The organism is Agrobacterium sp. 22-3639C2 (genome assembly GCF_053522105.1).
On the sequence record NZ_JBNWDB010000005.1, the window covers coordinates 272,827 to 293,769 of the forward strand.

General features: G+C 59.5%; 22 protein-coding genes. 10 read left to right on the forward strand and 12 right to left on the reverse strand.

Annotated features, from left to right (window positions below):
* Positions 1–107: 107 nt before the first annotated feature.
* The 3 genes from trhO to ACQZ6D_RS21670 all read right to left on the reverse strand — a co-directional run bounded on the left by trhO (position 108) and on the right by ACQZ6D_RS21670 (position 2,546).
* A complete protein-coding gene (gene trhO, locus ACQZ6D_RS21660; RefSeq protein ID WP_448730073.1) occupies positions 108–1,064 on the reverse strand; it encodes an oxygen-dependent tRNA uridine(34) hydroxylase TrhO in 957 nt (318 codons plus the stop codon).
* 101 nt (positions 1,065–1,165) lie between these two features.
* A complete protein-coding gene (locus tag ACQZ6D_RS21665; RefSeq protein WP_448730072.1) occupies positions 1,166–2,074 on the reverse strand; it encodes a CHAD domain-containing protein in 909 nt (302 codons plus the stop codon).
* Entirely contained in the window at positions 2,058–2,546 is a 489-nt protein-coding gene (locus tag ACQZ6D_RS21670) for a CYTH domain-containing protein (RefSeq protein ID WP_025595043.1), read from the reverse strand. Before ACQZ6D_RS21670 ends, ACQZ6D_RS21665 begins: the two co-directional genes overlap by 17 nt.
* Positions 2,547–2,717: 171 nt before the next feature.
* Between ACQZ6D_RS21670 and ACQZ6D_RS21675 the strand changes: the two genes are divergently transcribed.
* The 4 genes from ACQZ6D_RS21675 (at position 2,718) to ACQZ6D_RS21690 (ending at position 5,181) form a co-directional block, all read left to right on the forward strand.
* Positions 2,718–3,356, forward strand: coding sequence for a 2-dehydro-3-deoxy-phosphogluconate aldolase (locus tag ACQZ6D_RS21675; RefSeq protein ID WP_003516242.1), 639 nt, complete (start codon positions 2,718–2,720; stop codon positions 3,354–3,356).
* 110 nt (positions 3,357–3,466) lie between these two features.
* Positions 3,467–4,162 (forward strand): tellurite resistance TerB family protein, encoded by a 696-nt coding sequence (locus ACQZ6D_RS21680; RefSeq protein WP_003516244.1) that lies wholly within the window; start codon positions 3,467–3,469, stop codon positions 4,160–4,162.
* A gap of 100 nt (positions 4,163–4,262) precedes the next feature.
* Positions 4,263–4,955, forward strand: coding sequence for a GNAT family N-acetyltransferase (locus ACQZ6D_RS21685; protein WP_448730071.1), 693 nt, complete (start codon positions 4,263–4,265; stop codon positions 4,953–4,955).
* Positions 4,942–5,181: a hypothetical protein gene (locus ACQZ6D_RS21690; protein WP_003516247.1), complete on the forward strand. Its 240-nt coding sequence runs from the start codon at positions 4,942–4,944 to the stop codon at positions 5,179–5,181. The genes ACQZ6D_RS21685 and ACQZ6D_RS21690 overlap by 14 nt, the downstream gene beginning before the upstream one ends.
* Here ACQZ6D_RS21690 and ACQZ6D_RS21695 read toward each other — a convergent pair.
* The 3 genes from ACQZ6D_RS21695 to ACQZ6D_RS21705 all read right to left on the reverse strand — a co-directional run bounded on the left by ACQZ6D_RS21695 (position 5,172) and on the right by ACQZ6D_RS21705 (position 8,150).
* Complete coding sequence (locus ACQZ6D_RS21695) at positions 5,172–6,233, reverse strand: nickel/cobalt transporter (protein WP_448730070.1); 1,062 nt, start codon at positions 6,231–6,233, stop codon at positions 5,172–5,174. The genes ACQZ6D_RS21690 and ACQZ6D_RS21695 overlap by 10 nt on opposite strands.
* Complete coding sequence (locus tag ACQZ6D_RS21700) at positions 6,227–6,868, reverse strand: DUF1007 family protein (RefSeq protein ID WP_004430943.1); 642 nt, start codon at positions 6,866–6,868, stop codon at positions 6,227–6,229. The genes ACQZ6D_RS21695 and ACQZ6D_RS21700 overlap by 7 nt, the downstream gene beginning before the upstream one ends.
* A 103-nt stretch (positions 6,869–6,971) precedes the next feature.
* A complete protein-coding gene (locus ACQZ6D_RS21705; RefSeq protein WP_448730069.1) occupies positions 6,972–8,150 on the reverse strand; it encodes a hypothetical protein in 1,179 nt (392 codons plus the stop codon).
* A gap of 270 nt (positions 8,151–8,420) precedes the next feature.
* On the opposite strand from ACQZ6D_RS21705, the gene ACQZ6D_RS21710 reads away from it, so the two are divergent.
* The 3 genes from ACQZ6D_RS21710 to ACQZ6D_RS21720 all read left to right on the forward strand — a co-directional run bounded on the left by ACQZ6D_RS21710 (position 8,421) and on the right by ACQZ6D_RS21720 (position 11,215).
* Positions 8,421–8,708 carry a hypothetical protein gene (locus ACQZ6D_RS21710; protein WP_004430950.1) on the forward strand — a complete coding sequence of 96 codons (288 nt, stop codon included), beginning with the start codon at positions 8,421–8,423 and terminating at the stop codon, positions 8,706–8,708.
* A 487-nt stretch (positions 8,709–9,195) separates the two neighbouring features.
* The gene (locus tag ACQZ6D_RS21715; protein WP_065703283.1) at positions 9,196–9,843 is read left to right on the forward strand and encodes an outer membrane protein; all 648 of its coding nucleotides are present in this window, start codon (positions 9,196–9,198) and stop codon (positions 9,841–9,843) included.
* 190 nt (positions 9,844–10,033) lie between these two features.
* Positions 10,034–11,215: an MFS transporter gene (locus ACQZ6D_RS21720; protein WP_065663296.1), complete on the forward strand. Its 1,182-nt coding sequence runs from the start codon at positions 10,034–10,036 to the stop codon at positions 11,213–11,215.
* Positions 11,216–11,432: 217 nt separating this feature from the next.
* On the opposite strand, the gene ACQZ6D_RS21725 is transcribed toward ACQZ6D_RS21720, so the two are convergent.
* The 3 genes from ACQZ6D_RS21725 to ACQZ6D_RS21735 all read right to left on the reverse strand — a co-directional run bounded on the left by ACQZ6D_RS21725 (position 11,433) and on the right by ACQZ6D_RS21735 (position 14,710).
* Positions 11,433–12,425 carry a WD40 repeat domain-containing protein gene (locus tag ACQZ6D_RS21725; protein WP_013762340.1) on the reverse strand — a complete coding sequence of 331 codons (993 nt, stop codon included), beginning with the start codon at positions 12,423–12,425 and terminating at the stop codon, positions 11,433–11,435.
* A gap of 244 nt (positions 12,426–12,669) precedes the next feature.
* The gene (locus tag ACQZ6D_RS21730; RefSeq protein ID WP_004430957.1) at positions 12,670–13,794 is read right to left on the reverse strand and encodes a CobW family GTP-binding protein; all 1,125 of its coding nucleotides are present in this window, start codon (positions 13,792–13,794) and stop codon (positions 12,670–12,672) included.
* A 115-nt stretch (positions 13,795–13,909) separates the two neighbouring features.
* Positions 13,910–14,710 (reverse strand): creatininase family protein, encoded by an 801-nt coding sequence (locus ACQZ6D_RS21735; RefSeq protein ID WP_065660221.1) that lies wholly within the window; start codon positions 14,708–14,710, stop codon positions 13,910–13,912.
* A gap of 79 nt (positions 14,711–14,789) precedes the next feature.
* On the opposite strand from ACQZ6D_RS21735, the gene ACQZ6D_RS21740 reads away from it, so the two are divergent.
* The 3 genes from ACQZ6D_RS21740 (at position 14,790) to ACQZ6D_RS21750 (ending at position 17,715) form a co-directional block, all read left to right on the forward strand.
* A complete protein-coding gene (locus ACQZ6D_RS21740; protein ID WP_004430960.1) occupies positions 14,790–15,299 on the forward strand; it encodes a MarR family winged helix-turn-helix transcriptional regulator in 510 nt (169 codons plus the stop codon).
* A gap of 131 nt (positions 15,300–15,430) precedes the next feature.
* A complete protein-coding gene (locus tag ACQZ6D_RS21745; protein WP_004430963.1) occupies positions 15,431–16,453 on the forward strand; it encodes a LacI family DNA-binding transcriptional regulator in 1,023 nt (340 codons plus the stop codon).
* A gap of 299 nt (positions 16,454–16,752) precedes the next feature.
* Positions 16,753–17,715, forward strand: coding sequence for a 2-hydroxyacid dehydrogenase (locus tag ACQZ6D_RS21750; protein WP_004430968.1), 963 nt, complete (start codon positions 16,753–16,755; stop codon positions 17,713–17,715).
* A 133-nt stretch (positions 17,716–17,848) separates the two neighbouring features.
* On the opposite strand, the gene ACQZ6D_RS21755 is transcribed toward ACQZ6D_RS21750, so the two are convergent.
* From ACQZ6D_RS21755 to iolE, 3 genes are all read right to left on the reverse strand, one after another.
* On the reverse strand, positions 17,849–18,976 hold the full coding sequence (locus tag ACQZ6D_RS21755; RefSeq protein WP_060642661.1) for a Gfo/Idh/MocA family protein: 1,128 nt from the start codon (positions 18,974–18,976) through the stop codon (positions 17,849–17,851).
* Positions 18,977–19,121: 145 nt separating this feature from the next.
* Positions 19,122–19,934 carry a 5-deoxy-glucuronate isomerase gene (iolB, locus tag ACQZ6D_RS21760; RefSeq protein ID WP_448730068.1) on the reverse strand — a complete coding sequence of 271 codons (813 nt, stop codon included), beginning with the start codon at positions 19,932–19,934 and terminating at the stop codon, positions 19,122–19,124.
* A gap of 100 nt (positions 19,935–20,034) precedes the next feature.
* The gene (iolE, locus tag ACQZ6D_RS21765; RefSeq protein WP_019566982.1) at positions 20,035–20,943 is read right to left on the reverse strand and encodes a myo-inosose-2 dehydratase; all 909 of its coding nucleotides are present in this window, start codon (positions 20,941–20,943) and stop codon (positions 20,035–20,037) included.

The window sequence follows — 20,943 nt, forward strand, 5'->3', positions numbered from 1 at the left end:
CACACTCTGCCACCCCGGACCTCATCCTGGGCCAGAGCGATCAAGTCGTTAATCGCGTAAGAGCCTTCTCACCGTGAAGACGTGCCGTGACTGGATGCCGATCCGCTTTAGCGCCCCAGATGGCGCTCGCCGCGCTTCTTTGCCAGTTCGATCTGCTGCTGCCGGTCGCGGAACCTCTGGCGATCCTCTTCTGTCCGGTCGTCGTAACAGCTCGGGCAGGACACACCTTCCTCGAACAACGGGGATTGGCGCACCTGCGATGTGATCGGGTTGCGGCAGGCGTGGCAGAGCTTGTGATCGCCTTCGGCAAGACCGTGGACGACGGAGACGCGCTCGTCAAACACGAAGCAGGCGCCTTCCCACAGGCTTTCTTCTTCCGGCACCTCTTCCAGATATTTCAGGATGCCGCCCTTGAGGTGATAGACCTCATCGAACCCCTGTTCCTTCATGAAGGCGGTCGCCTTTTCGCAGCGGATGCCGCCGGTGCAATACATGGCGATCTTCGGCTTGTTGTGCAGGCCGGGATTGTTCTTTACCCAGTCGGGAAACTCGCGGAAGGTCTTGGTCTTCGGGTCCACCGCGCCCTTGAAGAGACCGATCGCGGTCTCGTAGTCGTTGCGGGTGTCGATGACGATGGTGTCCGGGTCGGAGATCAGCGAGTTCCAGTCGCGCGGATCGACATAGGTGCCGACGATGCGGTTGGGATCGATATCCGGCACGCCCATGGTGACGATCTCTTTCTTGAGCTTCACCTTCATGCGCACGAAGGGCATGTTCGATGCCCGGCTTTCCTTATGTTCCAGCGCCGTAAATTCCGGCTGCGCACGCAGGAAGGCAAGTATGGCGCGCACACCCGCATCCGGCCCGGCAATGGTGCCATTGATGCCTTCCACCGCCAGAAGCAGCGTGCCCTTGACGCCGTTTTCCCGGCAAAGCTGAAACAGCTCGTCGCGCAGGCTTTCAAACCGCGGCAGGCGGGCGAAATGATAAAGCGCAGCCACGAGAAAATCGCCAGTGGGGTGAGGGGCGGCTTCCGGGCGGGGGAGAATGGTGGTGTCGGTCATGGCCGCTGAAATACAGCGGCGGCGGCCGCAAATCAATATTTATCCGCCGCTGCCGGTATTTTGAAAATCGTCAAATTCTCAGTCTCTTCGGGCTTTCCGGTCTACTTCGCCGCCTGCCGCCATAAAAGGCCGACGATGCGGCTTTCGGTTCTGGCGGATTCGGAGAAGACTTCGTTTGCCAGCTCAAGGCCATCTCCGCGCAGCGCCTGCTGCCTCTGAATGATTGCATCGAGAAGCAGAGCCAGTCGCTCGCCATTGCCGAAACGCTCCGGTTCCCGGTCCGCAAAGGCTGCAAGGACCGAAAGATCGTGCTCGTGGCCGAGGATGTCGACCAGCCGCTTGGTGTCGGCCCGCTTGGCGCGCATGGCCGATGGCCAGAGGCGGCGCAGAAGGCCGAGATGCATCCAGTAGGCCTGGCCCGCCTTGCGCAATTCGTGGAAATGTTCGACGTCGGCCTGCTCATGGCAGTCGGTAAGTGCTTTACGCGCCCTCTTCCTCTGCTTCGCCCACCCGGTTTTCACCAGCCTTGTCACATCTTTAAGCTCGTCCGGCAGCGACACTGCCTTCAGCCTCTTGCGTGCTTCCTCGCAGCCGGCGATGGCGGCCGCAATGGCCTCGTCGAGACCTGCCTCATGTTCGATGGCGTGGTCACGGCGCTTGCGCAGGACTGTCGCGATCGATCGCAGCGCCTTTCCTTGCGTCGTGGAGGCCGCGAAAGTCTCGAGATACTCCACCGTCTCCACCAGCGCCGTCGCTTCCCGCGCAAAAGCGAGCGAGCGGGCGATGTCGCGAAAGCGGGCGTTTTCCTCTTTGCTGAAATCGGGTGCTGCCCTGGCGATGAGGCGGTAGAGGGCGCGCAGCCGCTTGAACCGCTTGCGGGCATCGTGCACCGCCTCATGGCGCCCGGAAGGCTGGTCGCGAAGGCTGGTTATCGCCTCTTCAATCAGCTCCAGTCCCGCGCGGCGGATTTCATCGTCGAACGGTTTGTTCGGGTCAATCCTGAAGGGCATCCGCCAAGTCTCCGTGGGGACAGTCCATGGCGAGCGACTGGTTGGAGAAGCGACGGTCGCCCGTTACCTCCTTGCCAAGCCAGGAGGGCAGATCGGGGTTGGCGTTCTCGTCGTCCATCTCTACCTCCGCCACGATCAGCCCCTTGTATTTACCCTCGAAAACATCGACTTCCCAAGTGAATCCACCGTGATCAACCGTGTGGCGCATCTTCTCGATCACCACGCCGGGGGCGCTGGCCATCAATTCTTCCGCGTCATTCAGTGGAATGGAATATTCATATTCATCGCGGACGAGCGAACTCGCGCCGATCTTGATGGTCAGTGTCGCGTCAAGCCCGTTGACGATCCTGACCCGGACCGAACGATTTTCCAGCGAGGCAACATATGCCTGCCGGAAAGCCATGCTATGCGTCACTTCATTACGCCATTCATCGCCTGCAACCAGAAACTTCCGCTCGATTTCCTTGGCCATGCTGTCTCCGTAAACCGGTGCGCCAGATTATCGCATGAAGACGTCATAAAGAAGCGAATAGATTGAAGTATCTGGATAAAAATGGTCTTGCCATGCCTCGACATCAAGGCCGGGGCAGGCTAATCGATAAACCGGATTTCAATCGTTTCAATCGCGCAAGGGAGGCTTATCTTGGCCCAGGACTCCGAAAAACTGCTCTCCATCCTCAAGCTGCAGCCGGTCGTGCCGGTGCTGATCGTGGATGATGCCGCTTCCGCCGTGCCGCTCGCGCGCGCTCTGGTCGCAGGTGGCCTGAAGGCAATCGAGATCACCATGCGCACGCCGGCGGCACTCGATGCCATCCGTGCGGTTGCGGCGGAAGTGGAGGGCGCCCATGTCGGCGCTGGCACCATCCTCAACGCCAAAGATTTCGAGGCGGCCGCCGAAGCCGGTTCCACCTTCATCGTCAGCCCCGGCATCAACAAAAGCGTGCTGGAAGCTGCGCGCGCCTCCAACGTGCCGCTGCTTCCAGGGGCCGCCACGGCAAGCGAAGTCATGGCGCTGCGCGACGAAGGCTACAAGGTGCTGAAGTTCTTCCCGGCGGAACAGGCCGGTGGCGCGCCATACCTCAAAGCACTGTCCTCGCCGCTCGCCGGCACGGTGTTCTGCCCGACCGGCAGCGTCTCGCTGAAGAATGCCAATGACTATCTTTCCCTGCCGAACGTCGTCTGTGTCGGCGGTTCCTGGGTTGCTCCGCGCGAACTGGTGGCAACGGCTGACTGGGCCGGCATCACCAGGCTCGCCGCCGAAGCCGCAGCACTGCGCGGCTGATCTGCCACTTCTTCAAGCCCGTTCACGAAGGCGTGAGCGGGTTTGTCATTTGTATTCGTGCCATGGCTCCCTATCTTCCCGTGTAGACTTTACCCTCACAGGAGATTTTGATGTTCGACGCCAAGAAGCTTCTTGAACAATTCCTCGGCTCACAGGTGCCGGGCCTTTCGGGAAGCGTCCGTGACAGAGCCGGGCAGGCCGCCGATATCGCCAAGAACAATCCGATGAAGGCCGGTGCGCTCGCCGCCGCCATTCTGGGCACCAAGACCGGCCGCAAGCTCGCCGGCAATGTCGCCACCATCGGCGGCGTCGCGGCCATCGCCGGTCTCGGTTATCTCGCCTACAAGAATTACAAATCCGGGCAGGCGCCTGAAGTAGCTCCAAAACCAGAGCCGGAGCTTCTCGCCCCGCCCGCCGATTCCGCCTTCCATCCGCAGTCCCCCGCCCTTTCCAACGATTTTGCGCTGAAACTCATCCAGGCGATGATTGCCGCTGCCAAGGCAGACGGCCATATCGACGAAAAAGAGCGCGCCAACATCATGGATAAGGTGCAGGTGTCCGGCCTCGACACTGAAGCCGAGCGGTTCCTCGAAAAGGAACTGGCCGATCCGCTGGATATCGACGCACTGGTGGCTGCTGCCCGCACAGAGGAGCAGAAGGTGGAAATCTACACCGCCTCGCGTCTTGCCATAGAGGCCGATACGCGGGCTGAGCGCGGTTATCTCGATCTGCTTGCCGGGCGGTTGGGATTGCCCGATGCGCTGGTCGATCATATCGAGTCGACGGTGGTGGCGGCGAAGGTTTGAGGTTAGAACAGGGGGGTGAACCACGCCCCCCTGCCGTATATGCACTGTTGTCATCCAGCCCCGCTTGGCCTAATCCTTCTCCCAGACAATGGGGAAGAGAATGCGCGATCTGAGTGATTTTAAGGGATGTCCGGCGCCGCAGCCGGTGACGCTGAAGGGCCGTTATGTGACGGCGGAAACGTTCGATCGCGACAGGCATCTTGCAAGGCTCTGGACTGCGCTTGGTGGTGAGGGGGTCAATGCGCTTCTCAAATATTTCCCGCAAAGCGGCTTTGCCGATGCTGCAGCCTTTGGTGACTGGCTTGTCAACGCGGGTGATAAACTCAACTGGCTGACATTGGTTTTCGTTGAAAATGCCACCGGTGACGTCGTCGGAATGGCAAGCTACATGCGGCCCGATCCCGCCAATGGCGTGGTCGAGGTCGGTTCGGTTGCCCATGGCGCCAGGATGAAGCGCTCGCCGCTTTCGACCGAAGCGCATTATCTGATGGCGAAACACGTTTTCGAGGATCTGGGTTACCGCCGCTACGAGTGGAAATGCCACAATCAAAACGAACCCTCCAAGATCACGGCGAAGCGTTACGGCTTCACCTTCGAGGGTGTGTTCCGCCAGCACATGATCTCCAAGGGTGCCAACCGCGATACGGCGTGGTTTTCCATGATCGACGGCGAATGGCCGTTGATTGGCAAGGCGTTTGAAATCTGGCTTTCGCCGGAGAATTTTACGGCCGATGGCGCGCAGAAGCGCAAGCTTGAGGATATCCGCGCGGAGCTCGCCCATGACCACGCCTGAAAAGAAGGCTGGCTCTGGCCGTAAAGACTGGTCGCCGGGCCTTGCAGCCGCTGGCATCATCCTTGGTTTTGGGCTGGTGTTTTACGTGATGCCGAAAATCATGCTGTGGCTGGGGGATTATTCGCCCTTTCTTGCGGCGGCGTTTGGCTCGGTGGTGGTGCTGTGCTTTTTCCTGCTGTTCTGGCTGCGCGCCCGCTACCAGCGCCGCCGCGACAGTCAGAACTGAAGCGACGCGCCAAGTAGCATAAGGCCCATCAAAAGCACGAACAGCGCACCGGCAATCTCGATCGCGTGGCTGATGCCTGCTGCCCTGCGGCTTCCGGGGCCAGCGAAGCGCACGGCAAGCCCCTTGGCCGAGACGGCCATGATGGCAAGCAGCGATACGGTGATGGCGGTACCCAGCGACATGGCAAGCACGGAAAGCACGCCGCCGAGAAAAATCCCGTTCAAGAGCGCAAAGCTCATGACGATGATGGCGCCGGAGCATGGCCGCAGGCCAACTGCGATGATCGCCGACCACGCTTCGTGCAGGCTGAAATTCTTGCCTTTGAGAAGCAGCGGATCGGGCGCGTGCGATTTTCCGCAGGAGACGCAAAGATCACCTGTGCCGCTATGGGCGTGGTCCGCGAAAACCGGCTTGCCCTGAAACCTGAGGCCCGTGCCCATGCCCGTGGTTCTGACTGGTGTTGCTTCTCCCGCAACGGCGAAGGCGGCAACCGGTACGCGCCGGATGCGCAGCGACCAGAGCTTGCGTAGCAGAAGCCAGGCGCCGAACAGCGCCACCATGGCAAAGCTGGCGATCTCCATTGCCTGCGTGGCTTTCGTCATCGTGATGGAGGTGCCGCGCAGCACGAGCCAGGCTGCGACAACGAGGCCGATGGCCATTGCGCCCTGAATGAGTGCTGAAATGAAGGAAATGAGAATGCCGCGTTTCAGCTGCGTTTCATTGGCGATCATATAGGAAGAGATGACAGCCTTGCCGTGGCCAGGACCGGCGGCATGAAAGACCCCGTATGCGAAGGAGAGGCCAACCAGCGATGCCATCGCCCAATTGTCTTCGCGCATGGCTTTCAGGGCACCGGTCAGCGCCCGGTAGAACATCTGCTGGTGCACGTTGATCCATTGCATCAGCGGCGCGAACGGCCCGCCAGGGGCAAAGGACGGCTCGGCCGAGCCTATGCCGAGCGGCGATTGCGCATGGGCAGCACCTGCCACAGCCAGCACGCAGATCGCGACGATGGTCAGGTGTCCGCAAAGGCGCCCGCTTCGGCTCAGCATGTCACCTCCAGCCGGGTGGCGAAGAGTTTGGTCATGTCGGTGCCGGTCGGGTCGTTGAAGAAGGCGTCGGTGAGCGAACTCTGGTTTTGCGAGATCACCTCGTCCGGGTCGGGACGCACGACATGGTGTTTGCAGGCGGCGAGATCCTTGCCGACGGTCGCCAGATCGCCGTCTTTCGCAAAATCGATCGCCGTATACATGGTCGGGTCCCACGCGCCGAAGCTGAGCTTGCCCTTGATGGAAAGCGGCGTGTTTGGCTTGACGGAAAAGAACATCAGGATCTGCTTGTCCTTGTAGTCCACATGAATGGTGTCGGGCTTTGCGAAATCCACCTGTTTTCCGTTGGCGGTAATGAAGGTGTAGTAGGAATATTCGCCGAGCGATTCACGCACGGTGTTGCCGATTTCGGCCAGCTCGTTCTTGTCCAGCTTCAGGTCGCCGTTCTTGTCGTAATCCATCACCACGCTTGCCGAGAACATCTCGTCGAAACGCCAGATGTTGCGCACCTCCTGGATGGTACCGTTCGGCCCCTCGACGATTTCCATGCGCGCTTCGGCGAAAATATGCGGATGTGCCGCGGCGGCAACGGGAATGGAGGTCAGGCCAGCCGCAAGGAGCAAAAGTCGTCTGTTCATTATCCGGTCTGTCCTGCCTTCGAATCTCGGAGCTGGATTCTAGCAGAAATTGGGACCGAATTTCGACCTGATATGCGCTTTGGTGATGTGGCTGCCCTATGTTTCAGAAGGTGCCGGTGAAACGCGAGGTGACGCTCGATCCGCTATAGGACAGGTCGGTGTCGCGCTCGCCATGCAGAAGGCGGTTGAATTCCACCTCCAGCTTGCTGTTCTTGCCGGTGTCGAAGGACAGTGTGGCCACCAGCCTGCGTTCGCTGGTGTCGTAATTGTAATAGATCCAGTCCTTGTGGACACGCTGCAGCGCCAGGTCCAGCCCCACCTTGTCGGTGAGCTTGCTTTTAACCACGAACTGCCAGCGGCGGTGGAACTCGGCAATGGGATCATCAGGGTCGAAAAGTGCATAATCCTGGGAGAAGCCAGCACCGAAGGCGATGCGGTCCGTGGCCTTTACCTCGGCTTCGGCCCTGAGATAGGGCCGGGTGCGCTTCACCTTGTCGCTGATATCGTCGCCGGAAATGGTCGTCAGGCCCCCTTCGGCCAGAACGGCGAAGCGTTCGGAGAACTTGTAACCGTAGGCAAGTGATCCCCGCAACGTGCTGGCCGGAAAACGCTCGTATTTCTCCTGCTGGCTTTCCGGCACGACAATGTGGTCATAAGCAATTGTCAGTCCGGCCTCGCCGCCGGCCAGCGGGCGCACATGTTCGGCCTTGAGCGACAAGAGCGCTTCATTGGCTTCCAGGCGGGTTGGCTCGAAATAGGCCGGACGAAAACGCGCCCTGCCTTTCATCAGGCTGGCAAAACCCGCCGTCAGCGTGTTCTTTCCGCCAAGAGCAAGGATGCCGAGCTGTGTCGATGCCTCCAGCTTGTGGTCCAGTCGCCGGTAACCGATGTCTTCTTCCGGCAGATGCAGGAAGATATCGCCGGCATCGCTGCGTGTGCCACGCAGTTCCACGGCCCATTCCAGCCGCTCCGACAGACGCCTGGTCAGCCCCAGGCTGGCAATGGTGTTGTGTTCATTGGCAAAACGGTAACGGGGGAGGCGAACCTCCTCATGCTCGAGCGAATAACGCAGTTCCGTGCCATCAAGCGCGAACTTTCCGTTAAGCCCGAAGCCGGCGCGCAGCGAAATCGCCTTCAGCCGGTTGGTATCACCGAAGTAATTGGTGTCGTAGCCGATGCCGGTTTTATAGGTGATATTGTGTTCATCGGCGTTTTCCCCCGCCTGCGCACCGCAGGTGCAGGCAAGCCCAAGAACAAGCGCGATGTATCCTCCCAGCCGCATTTGCATCTCCGGTCTCTAATTAAGCAATATCTTATATTTGGATGGTTAATAAAGTTTCAGGGGCGATATATTGTCGAGGCCGGAAGTCATGGTGTATTCCACGGAAATTCCAGAAGAATAGACCGGTGCCAATCGCGTAAAACTTGATTAAAATCACCAGTATTAAAGTTAATTATTTATTGTAATATTAGGCTTTGCTTGAATTAGAATCCTCTAAATATACAGTTCGACTACGCCATGGGGCGTGATCAAACATAAGAGGAGAGAGAAATGATTGCCAAATTTGCTTGCATAGCCGCTGTTCTTACTGTCGCTTCCGTTGGTCAAGCCAATGCCGGTGGTCTGCTGGGCGGTATCCTGTCCGGAAACAGCAACAAGGGCGGCGCACTCGTCGTCGTGTCGCCAAGCATCGATCTGGGTGTCAGCGGTATCCTGTCCAATAACGGGATTCTGAACGGCAACAAGACCGGTATCCTGAATGGCCTTCTCAACGGCAACAAGACTTCCGTCGATGTCATCGACAACAAGAACGATGGCGGCAAAAAGCGTCGCCACTAATGGTGCAGATCGAAAATCGACAGGGATTTTCGGCGTGAACGGTGCGCGCAGGATATAAGCCGGAAGCAGTCCTCCAGCTACGTGTGTATGACACACGGTGCTTCCGGAAATAACAAACGGCGCATCGCATGACTGCAAGGGGGCCTTCGGGCTCCCTTTTTTTGTTTGTGTGGCCGCCAATGACTGCACACACAAAACTGCGGGATGGCCACTACTCATGAGGGTTTTGTGACGCGATTGCTGTCGTCATATGTCGGGACGCACGGTTCGGGGTCATCCGCGTGAGTTCTAATCTATATTTGATAAATATTGGCAATATTAACGGGAATACGTTCTGCAAGGGCCTTTTTGTCCGTACCGTTTACGCGATTTTAACCACGATGTTCTTCAATCTAGGGGTGCGTCAACCCCGTCATTACGCTGCGTTTCTGGTCGCGAAAACTCGCATCACGCAGGTGCCGGGATGGTATTTTCAAGGAGCTATCGCATGTTGAAACAATATCTTCTCGCCCTCGGCCTGCTCGGCATTCTTTCTGACGCATCCGTTGCCGCCGACGCCGTCGGCGATATTCCAGCGGCACCGGTCGTCAACGATGTTGCGCCTGCCTTTTCCTGGGAGGGTGTTTATGTCGGTGCCTCCGCCGGTTATGGTTGGAACCGCGTGAAGTCGACCACTTTCGGTGTCACCACGAAGCATGAATTTGACGGCGGCCGTTTTTCCGGTTTCGCTGGTTATAACGCTGAAGTGGCCCCCTCCATCATTCTGGGTGTCGAGGGCGATCTCGGTTATGCCTGGGGCGACAAGACCATCGTCACCAGCGAGGTTTCCGCAGGCCTGAACGGCTCCGCGCGTCTGCGCGCCGGTTATGCAATCGACCGGGCGCTGATCTACACCGCTGCCGGCTACACCGCGACGGACAGCGAAGTGAAGGCGCCCTTCGGTGAGGACAGCAAGGTGCTGCACGGCTGGACGGTCGGCGCGGGTGTAGACTACGCCTTTACCAACAACCTGTTTGGACGCGTCGAATATCGTTACAACGACTTCGGCAAGGCAACCTACCATACCGGTCCGATCACTTCGACCGGCGATGTCAGCGAACATGTCGTCAAGGTTGGCCTTGGCGTGAAGTTCTGACGGTTTTTCCGTCTTCGACAAGGGGCGGCGCAAGCGTTGCGACGCCCCGGTGCTCAGGGAAACAGGGGTGGCGTGCTTCGTGACGAACGAAAACACACATCGCCTTCCGCTCGGGCTTGAACAGCATACCCTTTTGGTGTGATGGTGGCATCAATCCACTTCCCGCTGCCGATCTCCAGTCGATTCCCCCATGCTACAGAAAAACACCTCGCCGGGCGTTTTTGATCGTCAGGCCTATATGATCGCCGTGCTGGTCTTCATCGCCGGCGGCACCAATGCGGCTGTTGTGCCATTTATCGGTTTTTACATCATACAGGTCCTTGGTCACCCGCCGGCCACGCTTGGTCTCTACAGCGTGACGGCAATGGTTGCTTCGATCATCGCCAGCCGCACTTATGGCGAACGTGTCGATGCCGGTGTGCGGGTGCGGCCATTGCTGCTGCTCTCTGTGTTCGGTGCTTTTATCGCAGCGGCAGCGGCGACCTCCGGGCATCTGGCATTGCTCGTGGCGGTGACGGCAACGGGAATGGGGCTTTCCAACGCCGCCAGTACCCTGATTTTCAGTTATGGTCGCTACCATGGTCGGGTAAAAGCACTGGATGCACCTGCCTATAACGCCTTTCTGCGGACAATGGTGTCGCTGGCATGGATGCTGCTTCCGGCCGCCGCCTATCTGATCCTCGATCTTGCCGGTGCGCAGGCCGTGTTCATGAATGCCATGCTGATGGCGGCCATCTGGGGCGGGCTTGCCCTTGCCTTCGTGCCGCGCGGCCAGACATGCCCGATGGAACGACGGAAAGAGGGCGACAACGATACGCGGCGCAACCTGCCGCTGTTGATGGCGGCGGCGGCCAGCTTCTGCATGTCTTTCGCCCACGCCCTGTGCGCCTCGGCCCTGCCGGTATTTCTGGTGCGCGAGGTGGGCCTGCCGGATTACGTGCCGGGCCTGTCGCTCAGCGTCAAATGCGCGATGGAGGTTCTGCTGATCCTGCTTGCGCCAAGGATCATGCGCCGGGTCAGCGCCCGCATCCTTCTTTGTATCTCTGCGGTGATGGCAATCGTCGCCTTCAACGTCATAGCCTCGGTCCAGACCCTTCCGGCCATGTTGTTCGGAGCAGCACTTGAAGGGGCCTATTACGGGCTTTGCGCCGGAACGTGCCTCACCTTCGTGCAGGGCTTTGCGCGCGGACGCACCGCGCGGGCGACCGCGCTCTACATGAATTCCATCTTCCTTGCCGGGTTGTTTGCAGTGCCGCTTATGGGGTTTGTGTCGCAATATGCAAGCTTCGGTACGTCGATCAGACTTGCTTCGGTTGGTGCAGGGGCAGCCCTGCTGCTGCTGTTCCTGACGCGGCGTCAGGTCAGCGAATAGCGAGACAACGCCGAGGTTTCTGGCGCTGACACCTATCAGCCCTCATCCCTGTGCTTGTCACAGTAAGCCAGTCGATGCGCGTCTGCGTGGCGAAAAGAGCCCCTTTCAGCCCAAGGACTTGGGCTGGCTAGATTCCTGTGACGAGCACAGGAATGAGGGCGGAGACTGAGCCGTATCGAGCCATCCGTCGAAACCGGACGTGCGCCTGTTGCTGTCCTTACGCCGAAATATCGACAATGCCGCAGTCGCCTGCCTCGGAGGCAAATGCGAGCAGTTTGCCGGTGGCGCTCCAGTCCATGCCGGTAATGGCGCCCTTGCCGGGGCGGCGAAGCAGGGCTTCCTTGCCATCCGCAAGCCGCACGCCGAGGATCATACCGTCAATGAAGCCAATGGCCAGCACATCTTCCAGCGGGTGAAAGGCGACATTGGTAGCCATGATGTTGGCGCGGCTGCCGAGTTCTTCGGGTGCCTTGCCCATCGGGCCGTCCTTGCCGGAAAACGGCCAGACGATCGCGGCCGGGGCACCTGATGAGGCGAGCCACTTGCCCTTTGCCGACCACGAAACGGATTTCACCTTGGCGGGATAACCCGTCATGCGCATATGGCGGGCTTCCATGCCGCCCTTGGTGGCCTCCATCTTCCAGCCATGCAGGGCGTTTTCCTGCATGGTGGTGACGAGGAACTTACCGTCAGGCGAGAAGGTGACGCCGGTATGGGCACCTTTCCATTCCAGATCGACCGGATCGCCTGCACTCGCCACCCAATGCAGCGTCACGCCGTTATAGCGTGCAACGGCAATGCGCAGGCCCTTGGGCGCGAAGGCTATTGCCTCCACCGTGCGTTCTTCCTTGAATTCCTTGACCGTGCCGTCCGAGAGGCGCACGAAGCTGGACTTGCCGACACCATAAGCGACCGCCTTCTGCGGACCGCCGGCAACAACGCCGACCCATTTCCGCGGCACATTGGCGATCTCGCTGAGGCTGCCATCATGGCCAATGCGCAGCACGCGCCCGTCCTCGCCGCCGGAAAGCAGCGTGGCGCTATAGGGGTCGCGGATGCAGGTCAGCAGACCCTCATGCGCCTCAGTGACCTTCTCGCCGCCATCCAGCCGGTGAATGGTGCCGGCGGCGGTGGCAAACAGCGGAATGTCGCCGAGAAAATGGGTCGAGACCACGTGGCCTTCGATATCAAGCGGGGCAACAGTCGGCATGGGGCATCGGTCTTTCGTCTATGTGTTTGTCATTGATGGATTTCGGTCGCAGACCAGGTCGGGAAGACCCGTTGGTGCGGTTTCAACCCGTGGCGTCAAGGTCGGTCCTCGGGTCATACCCGGGGATCACTCGACCATCCATATGCTGGCGGCAATGGCTCCTCGGGTCAAGCCCGAGGATGACGTCGAAAGTGAGGAAGGGCACCGAAAACGCCAAGGGTGGCACGGTGCCCCGTCAAGGATGTCAAGCCGTGGCAAGGCAGGCGTTGAAGCTCTTTTCCAGCTTTTCGCGGTCGAGTTCGCGGCCGATGAAGACAAGGCGGCTTTCGCGCTTTTCGCCTTCCTTCCACGGGCGCTGGTGATCGCCCTCGATGATCATGTGCACGCCCTGCACCACGTAACGTTCCGCATCGCCCTTGAATGCGATGATACCCTTGAGGCGCAGGATGTTCGGGCCGTCCGTCTGGGTGACCTTCTGGATCCACGGGAAGAAGCGCTCAGGGTTCATTTCGCCGCCGCGCAGCGACACCGACTGCACCGTCACGTCATGGATCGGGGAGGCCGCGCCATGGTGGTGGTGATCGTGGCCGTGGTCATGATCGTGGTGCGCGTGATCATGGTCGTGATGATGGTGGTCATGGCCGTGATCGTGCCCATGATCATGGTGGTGGTGGTCGCAATCAGGACCGCACGCGTGATCCTCGTGGCCGTGCTCGAGGAAGTGCGGATCGTTTTCGAGCGCACGTTCCAGATTGAAGGCGCCCTGGTCGAGAACGCGGGCAAGGTCGACGCCGGAACGGGTGGTCTTGTAGATGCGCGCAGAGGGATTGATGGCGCGCACGATATCCTCGATGCGGGCGACTTCTTCCGGCGAAACGAGATCGGTCTTGTTGACGATGACGACATCGGCAAAAGCGATCTGGTCTTCGGCTTCGCGGCTGTCCTTCAGGCGCAGCGGCAGGTGCTTGGCATCGACAAGTGCGACCACCGCGTCAAGCTCGGTCTTGGCGCGCACGTCGTCATCCATGAAGAAGGTCTGGGCGACCGGAACGGGATCGGCAAGGCCAGTGGTCTCGACAATGATGCCGTCGAATCGGCCGGGCCGGCGCATCAGGCCTTCGACCACGCGGATGAGGTCGCCGCGCACCGTGCAGCAGACGCAGCCATTGTTCATTTCGTAGATTTCTTCGTCGGATTCGACGATCAGATCGTTGTCGATGCCGATCTCGCCGAATTCGTTGACGATGACCGCGTATTTCTTGCCGTGGTTCTCGGACAGGATACGGTTGAGAAGCGTCGTCTTGCCGGCGCCTAGATATCCCGTCAGGACGGTGACTGGGATGGGCTTGGCTGGTGCTGTTTCGGTCATGGAAACCTCGCGTGGAGAAAGGCCGGTTGAGGCCTCAAGGAATAAGTGTCGACGTCCATATAGGCGCGACGTTCGGGCAGTTCAAAGGGATTCTGGCCGGTTTCGGCGCAGTTTTTCAAATTTTGTTATGAAATAACGTTATGTCAAAAGCGTGGACGTCTTCAAGCAGTTCGACAAGGCCCGAAACGGCATGGGAAATGATCCTTTCGCCCTTCTCGGCTGAGGCGGCCGCGGCGTTTCCGGCAACGCCATCCGGGTTCAGGTCGCTCATCAACCAACCGAAAGCGTGTGGACCATAGGCACGCAGATGCCTGAAACGGCTGGCGAAATCGCTCTGGCGGGAGGGGAAGTTGGCGGCTTTTTCCATCGCCACCCGCTCCGGGCAAAGCGCCAGCATGACCGACGTCTCGATATCTCCACCATGGATATCGATCGCCTTGTCTTCAGGCTTCACGATATCCACCGGCACGCCGAAACGAGTCCAGCTGGTGGCGACCGCCAGCATACCGAAGCGGGCGCGCGCCTCGGTGGCGACGATGGTCATTAATGGCGAATTGCCGCCATGGGCGTTCAACATCACGAATTTGCGCACGCCTTTTTCATATTCGGCCTTAGCAATGCCGAGCCAGCGCTCAACGGCCTCATCGTAACGCAACGACTTCGTGCCCGGCACATTCATGTGCTCGATGGAATATCCAACGGGCTCCACCGGCAGGAAGGAGACCGGCAGACCGGCGGGCAAAACAGCAGCCAAACGGGAGACAATGCCCGTCGCAATCAGCGTGTCTGTCTCGAAGGGCAGGTGCGGCCCGTGCTGCTCGTGCGCACCGAGCGGCAGCACTGAAATTGCACCTGTTGCGCGAAGATGAGGGTCTGTTACGTTTTCGTCGTGATAATGCGTGTATGAGTTTGGCATCTGGCAGTCCGCGCGTGCATTCGGTAAGGATTTCCAGCAACATATATCGGTTCCGCCACAGGGTAAAAGGCACTCGCATATGAGCAAGGACAAAACTGGGCATAAGGACAAGGGCGCCAAAAAGGACAAGGGCACCAAGAAAGTAAAGGACGCCAAAAAGAGGGATGAGAATTTCAACCCTGAGGAACTGGCGCAATCCATCACCCAGGCCGCCCGTTCCATGCGCACGGCGTTGAGCCACAGCCTTGCCGAAAGCGGCCTTTATGCCGGGCAGGACGGCGTTATTCTGGCGTTGGCGCAGGAAGGCAGCCTCACGCCTGGGCAGATCGCCCAGAAACTTGGTGTCAAGGCGCCGACCATGACGCGAACCATCGGCCGCATGGAAGCCCAGGGCTTCGTGGAGCGCAGTGGCGATGACGAGGATGGCCGCGTAACACTGGTGAAACTGACGGAGACAGGCCTGAAAAGCGTCGAACATATCAACGTATCCATCGCAAATTGCGGTGCGCGGGCGATTGAGGGGCTTTCGGCCAAGGACATCAGGACGGTGGTTAAACTTCTCAAGGTGATCGATACCAACCTTCAATAATTTGTTGAGTTTTTAAAAACCACTGTCTTTTTGTTGATATTCCTTAAACCGGTTGCGGATTTTGTTTAAATTGTTTAATTGCGATTTAAACAGAAACGTCTGTCAATGACATGGGTTTGGGGAGAAATGCCGTGGCACAAAAGATCAAACTGTCGACAATCGCCGAAAGCCTCGGTCTATCGACTGCCACCATCTCCCTTGCATTGCGCGACAGTCCGCTGGTCGCCTCTGACACTCGCGACAAGATCAAGGAACAGGCCCGGGCGCTCGGTTACATCTACAACCGCCGGGCCGCCAGCCTGCGCACCTCGCGCTCCGGCATTATCGGCGTGGTGTTCCACGATGTGATGAACCCGTTTTATGGTGAAATTCTCAAGGCCATCGAAACCGAGCTGGATCGCAGCCGCCAGACCTTCATTCTGTCCAACCATTATGATTCGGTTGAAAAACAGCGCACCTTCATCGAAACGCTGCTGCAACTTGGTTCTGATGGTATCATCATGTCGCCCGCCATCGGCACGCCGATCGAGGACATGACGCTGGCTGAGGAAAACGGCATGCCCGCCATTCTGGTGGCCCGCTCGCTCGAGGGCGTCGACATGCCGACCTATCGCGGCGACGACAGCTATGGCATTTCGCTTGCGACCAATCATCTGATCAGTCTTGGCCATCGCACCATCGCCATGGTTGGTGGTACCGACCAGACCTCGACCGGCCGCGATCGTTATCAGGGTTATGTCAACGCGCTGCGCAAGGCGGGAATCGAGGTCGATCCGAACCTGCGTATTCCCGGCCCACGCTCCAAGCAGGGCGGTTTCGAGGCCGCCGTGCATTTCCTGTCGCTGCCGCAGAAGCCCACCGCTGCCGTCTGCTGGAACGATCTGGTCGCCATCGGCCTGATGAACGGCATTTCGCGCGCCGGACTGGTGGCGGGCGTGGATATTTCCGTGACGGGTTACGACGATCTGGAGGAGGCGGCCATCGCCACGCCGGCGCTGACCACGGTGTCCAACGGACAGGCCGAGGTGGGGCGCCTTGCGGCGCGCGCGCTTCTGGACAGGCTGGCGGGCAGCCACGAGCCGGATGGCGTGCACCTCATCAAGCCGGAAATGCGCATCCGCCAGTCGACAGGGCCGGTGCGTCCGAGGGTTTGAGCAGCGTTTCTCTCTCTTTCGTCATTCCGGCCTTCAGCCTAAAGCCAGCCAGCTCAAGCCCTTGAGCTGGAAAGACTCTTTGCGCCCCGCCGACGCGCGCCTGAAGTCCGGCATGACGGAGGCGGGCGCGTAAAAAAACGGCATGAAACTTCCGTCTGCCCCCATAGCTTCCCCTTATTGCCCTTTTCACGGCCGCCGTTGTTTGAAAAGATCGCGGCCCAGAAGAGCGGGATGGCGAGTGGTTCGCCGATGAATCCGCTCTGACGATATCGGAATGCAATCAGGAGGAATATCCACCCATGTCTGACAGACAAGCCGTCGTTCTCGTTCCCGGCAAGATCAACCCGCGCGTGCTCGAACGCCTCGAAGGCAAGGTCGAGATCGTGACAGTGCCCGCCGGTGCTGAGCCGGTTCTGCCTGATGGCGCGGCTGAGCGCATTAATGCCATCGCCGTTTCAGGCGTCGTCAACGCCAAATGGATCGATGCGCTGCCGAAACTCGAGATCATTGCCAATTTCGGTGTCGGTTACGATGGCGTTGATGCCAAACATGCCGCCACGCGCGGTATCGTGGTGACCAATACGCCCGACGTGCTGAACGACGAAGTTGCGGACACGACGATTGCGCTGCTGATCAACACGGTTCGCCGTCTCTATCAGGCCGAAACCTGGCTGCGTGAGGGTAAATGGGTTGGCGAAGGGCCCTTCGCGCTTTCGCCGTTTTCCCTGCGCGGCCGCAAGGTCGGCCTGTTCGGCATGGGCCGCATTGGCCAGGAAATCGCCAAGCGGCTGGAGCCATTCAAGGTGGAGATCGGCTATCATACCCGCAGCAAGCGCGATGGCCTGCCCTATACCTATTACGGTTCGCTAAAGGAGATGGCGCAGGCTGTCGACACGCTGATCTGCATCGTGCCCGGCACCCCGGAAACGCACAAGGCGATCAACGCGGAAGTCCTCTCGGCACTTGGTCCGCAGGGCGTGTTCATCAATGTCGGACGCGGCTCCAGCGTTGATGAGGATGCGCTTTTGCAGGCCCTCAAGAGCGGTGCGGTGGGTGCTGCCGGTCTCGATGTATTCTACGCTGAACCGAAGGTGCCGGAAGCGTTCCTGTCACTGCCGAACGTTTCCCTGCTGCCGCACGTCGCCTCTGCGTCCATCCCGACGCGCAATGCGATGGCCGATCTGGTGGCCGACAATATTCTCGGCTGGTTTAGGGATGGCAAGGTGCTGACGCCGGTGCCGGAAACGCCGGTTAAGGGATAACACCTCTCCGCCGTCATCCTCGGGCTTGTCCCGAGGATCCAACTACGTAGCGTTAAATCAATCGGTTGCAGATGCTTAGGACAGGCCCGAGCATGACGAAAGAGGCAAAGTTCCGCGCTAACCCCGCCTCTGCCTATTCCGCAATCTCACTCGTCGCGACCCATCGTCCCTCGGCGAAGGACCGGGCCATGGCATGAATGCTGCGCTCGATCTTCAGGCCTTCCTCGAAGTCGATGATATGCGCCGTCTTGCCCTCGATGGCCGCGATCAGTTCCCGGCACTCGATGACCTTCAGATCGTTGAAGCCGAGCCCGTGGCCGGGTGCGGGGATGAAGCGGTCATACGGCTTGTGGTGAGGGGCGGCGAGAATGGTTCTGAAACCCTGCTCCTCCGGGCGCCCGTCCGTGGTGTAGAGCTGGAATTCGTTCATCCGCTCCTGGTCGAAAAGGATCGAGCCGGTGGAGCCGTAAATCTGGATGGCGATACGGCCCTTGCGACCCCAGGCCGAGCGGTTGGCGATCAGCACCGCCGAAATGCCGCCTTCGAGCTTCAGAAGCACGCTGGCAAGATCATGCGTTTCCACAGCGCGCTCGCCGCCGCCACTTAGCGGCCGCGTCTCGTAAGGCTTCACCATATCGGTGATCGCGCTTTCGGCATGGCCGAAAAGGGAAAACAGAAGTGACAGCGGATGAACAGCGAAATCATCCAGCGCGCCATAGCCGGAGGAGGCTTCGCTCTTCCAGTAGAAGGGCTGGGTGGCATCCGCCATGAAGTCCTCATCCATTTCCGCACGGACATGGTAGACATTGCCGATCGCGCCTTCGTCGATAAGGCGGCGCATATGGCGGATGACAGGGTTCTGGATGTAGTTGTAGCCCATGGCCGCCGCCTTGCCCGAACGGCGGGCCGCATCGCGCATCTTCACGGCATCCGTGAAGGCAGGCGCCATCGGCTTTTCGCACCAGACGTGTTTGCCGGCATCAAGGGCGGCAATCGCCATTTCGGGGTGAAAGGCATTGGGTGTGGTGACCGAGATCACATCGATTTCAGGGTCGGCAAGCAGATCGTGCCAGTCGCCGGTCGAGCGGGCGAAACCGAACTCGGCGGCCTTCTTCGCCGCAAGCTCGGGATTGACCTCTGCCAGTGTGACCAGTCGTGGACGCTCCACATCGCCGAAAACGCTGGTGACGTTGTTCCACGCCAAAGCGTGGCACTTGCCCATGTAACCCGTGCCAATAAGGCCAACGCCAAGAGCGGCCATGGTCTCTTCTCCCCTAAATCATTACGATGAAATCAATACGTTCGATTGCTTTTTTCTCTACGGCAATCGCGACGCGGACTTTCCTCGCCCCTCATTCCTGTGACAGGCACAGGGATGAGGAGGGTGCCGTGGACGCTGGCATGCCTCAGGGATTGTCGCGCTTGAAAATCCAGTCGTGATCGGGGTGGTTCTTGAAGCGCCATTTGCGCATCGGCCCGGCCATCACGTTCAGATAATACATCTCGTAGCCATAAGGCGCGCCGCAGGGGTGGTGTCCCTTGGGAACCAGCACTACATCGCCGTCCGCCACAGCCATGGTCTCGTCCAGCGACCCATCCTCGGTGAAAACGCGTTGGAAACCGAAACCCTGTACCGGGTTGAGACGGTGATAATAGGTCTCTTCCAGATAGGTCATATCGGGGTAATTGTCTTCGTCATGCCGGTGTGGCGGATAGGACGACCAGTTGCCCGACGGGGTGAACACTTCCGTCACCAGGAGACTATCGGCGACATCGCGCTCTTCCATGGCGATGGGGAAAATGTAACGCGTATTGGCGCCTTTGCCGCGCTCGGTCAGTTGCACGCCATCGGGACCGATCTGTTGCGCTTCGCGGCTACCTTTTTCACCCGGTGCGGTGCAGACACCGACGGTGCAATCCGTCGTGGCCGTCAGCGACCATTCGGAGCCGGCGGGGACATAAACGCAGTGCGGCGGCTTGCGCTCGAACACGTTCATGCGGTCGCCGAGTTCACCGAACTCCTTGCCCCCGGCGGAAATCTTCGCCTTGCCTTCGACAAGCACCAGAATGACTTCCGTATCGCCAGTCTTCTCGGCTGCGGCTTCACCGGGCTTCAGACGATAAAGGCCGAAACCGACATAACCCCAATCCGCGCTTTGGGGCGTGATGTCGTGCACCTTGCCGCTTGTCGCGACCGGCTTGCGCAGAAGTGAGGTCATGGTGGTGTTCCTTTTTGGTCAGTCGTTCAATTTATCGGGCGGCTATTCCCGCGTTTCCCTCATCCCTGTGCTTGTCACAGGGATGAGGGAGTAAAGGGCCTCAAGCCGCCTGAGCCTTGTCCAGTCCGGCCTCACGGGCAAACGCCTTCAGCGATTTCAGGCCGAGGCTCTGATATTCGAAGGGGTTGCGCACATCCGGGTCCTGTTCGGCCTCGATGACCAGCCAACCGCTGTAATTGTGCTCGGCGGCAATTTTCAGAACCGGCGGGAAGTTCACGCCGCCTTCGCTGTCACCCGGCACGGTGAACACACCGCGGCGAACGCCTTCGAGGAAGGAAAGCCGCTCGTTCCGAACCTGATCGGCAATCACCGGCCGCACGTTCTTGGCGTGGATATGGCCGACGCGGTGCATGTATTTCTGCGCGACGCGCACGGGATCTCCGCCGCCGAACAGGCAATGGCCGGTATCGAGCAGCAGATGGGTCTTCGGCCCGGTATGCTTCATCAGAAGGTCGATCTCGTCTTCGCTCTCGACCACGGTTCCCATGTGGTGATGGTAGACGAGGGTGATGCCCTGTTCGGCAGCATAGGCCGCCAGCGCCTCCACACCCGCGCCGAACTTCGCCCAATCTTCAGCCGCAAGGCGCGGACGGTCGACCAGCGCCGTGTCGTCGGCACCGTGAATGGCGTTCGAGGTCTCGCAGACGATGATGACTTTCGAGCCCATGGCTTTCAGCAGATCGAGCGCCGGCTGCATGGCCTTCTTTTCGGATTCGATGCTGTCGGTCAGAAGGTTCAGCGAATGCCAGCCGGAGACGAAGGAAAGGCCACGCGGCGCAAGCACACCCTTCAGGCCTTCCGGGTCAGTCGGGAACTTGTGGCCCTTCTCGATGCCGTCGAAGCCGATCTTGGCGGTTTCGTCGAGGCATTGTTCAAGGCTGATATTGGCGCCCAGTGTGCGGTCGTCGTCGTTGGACCAGGCAATCGGGTTGGTTCCGTAACGGATCAT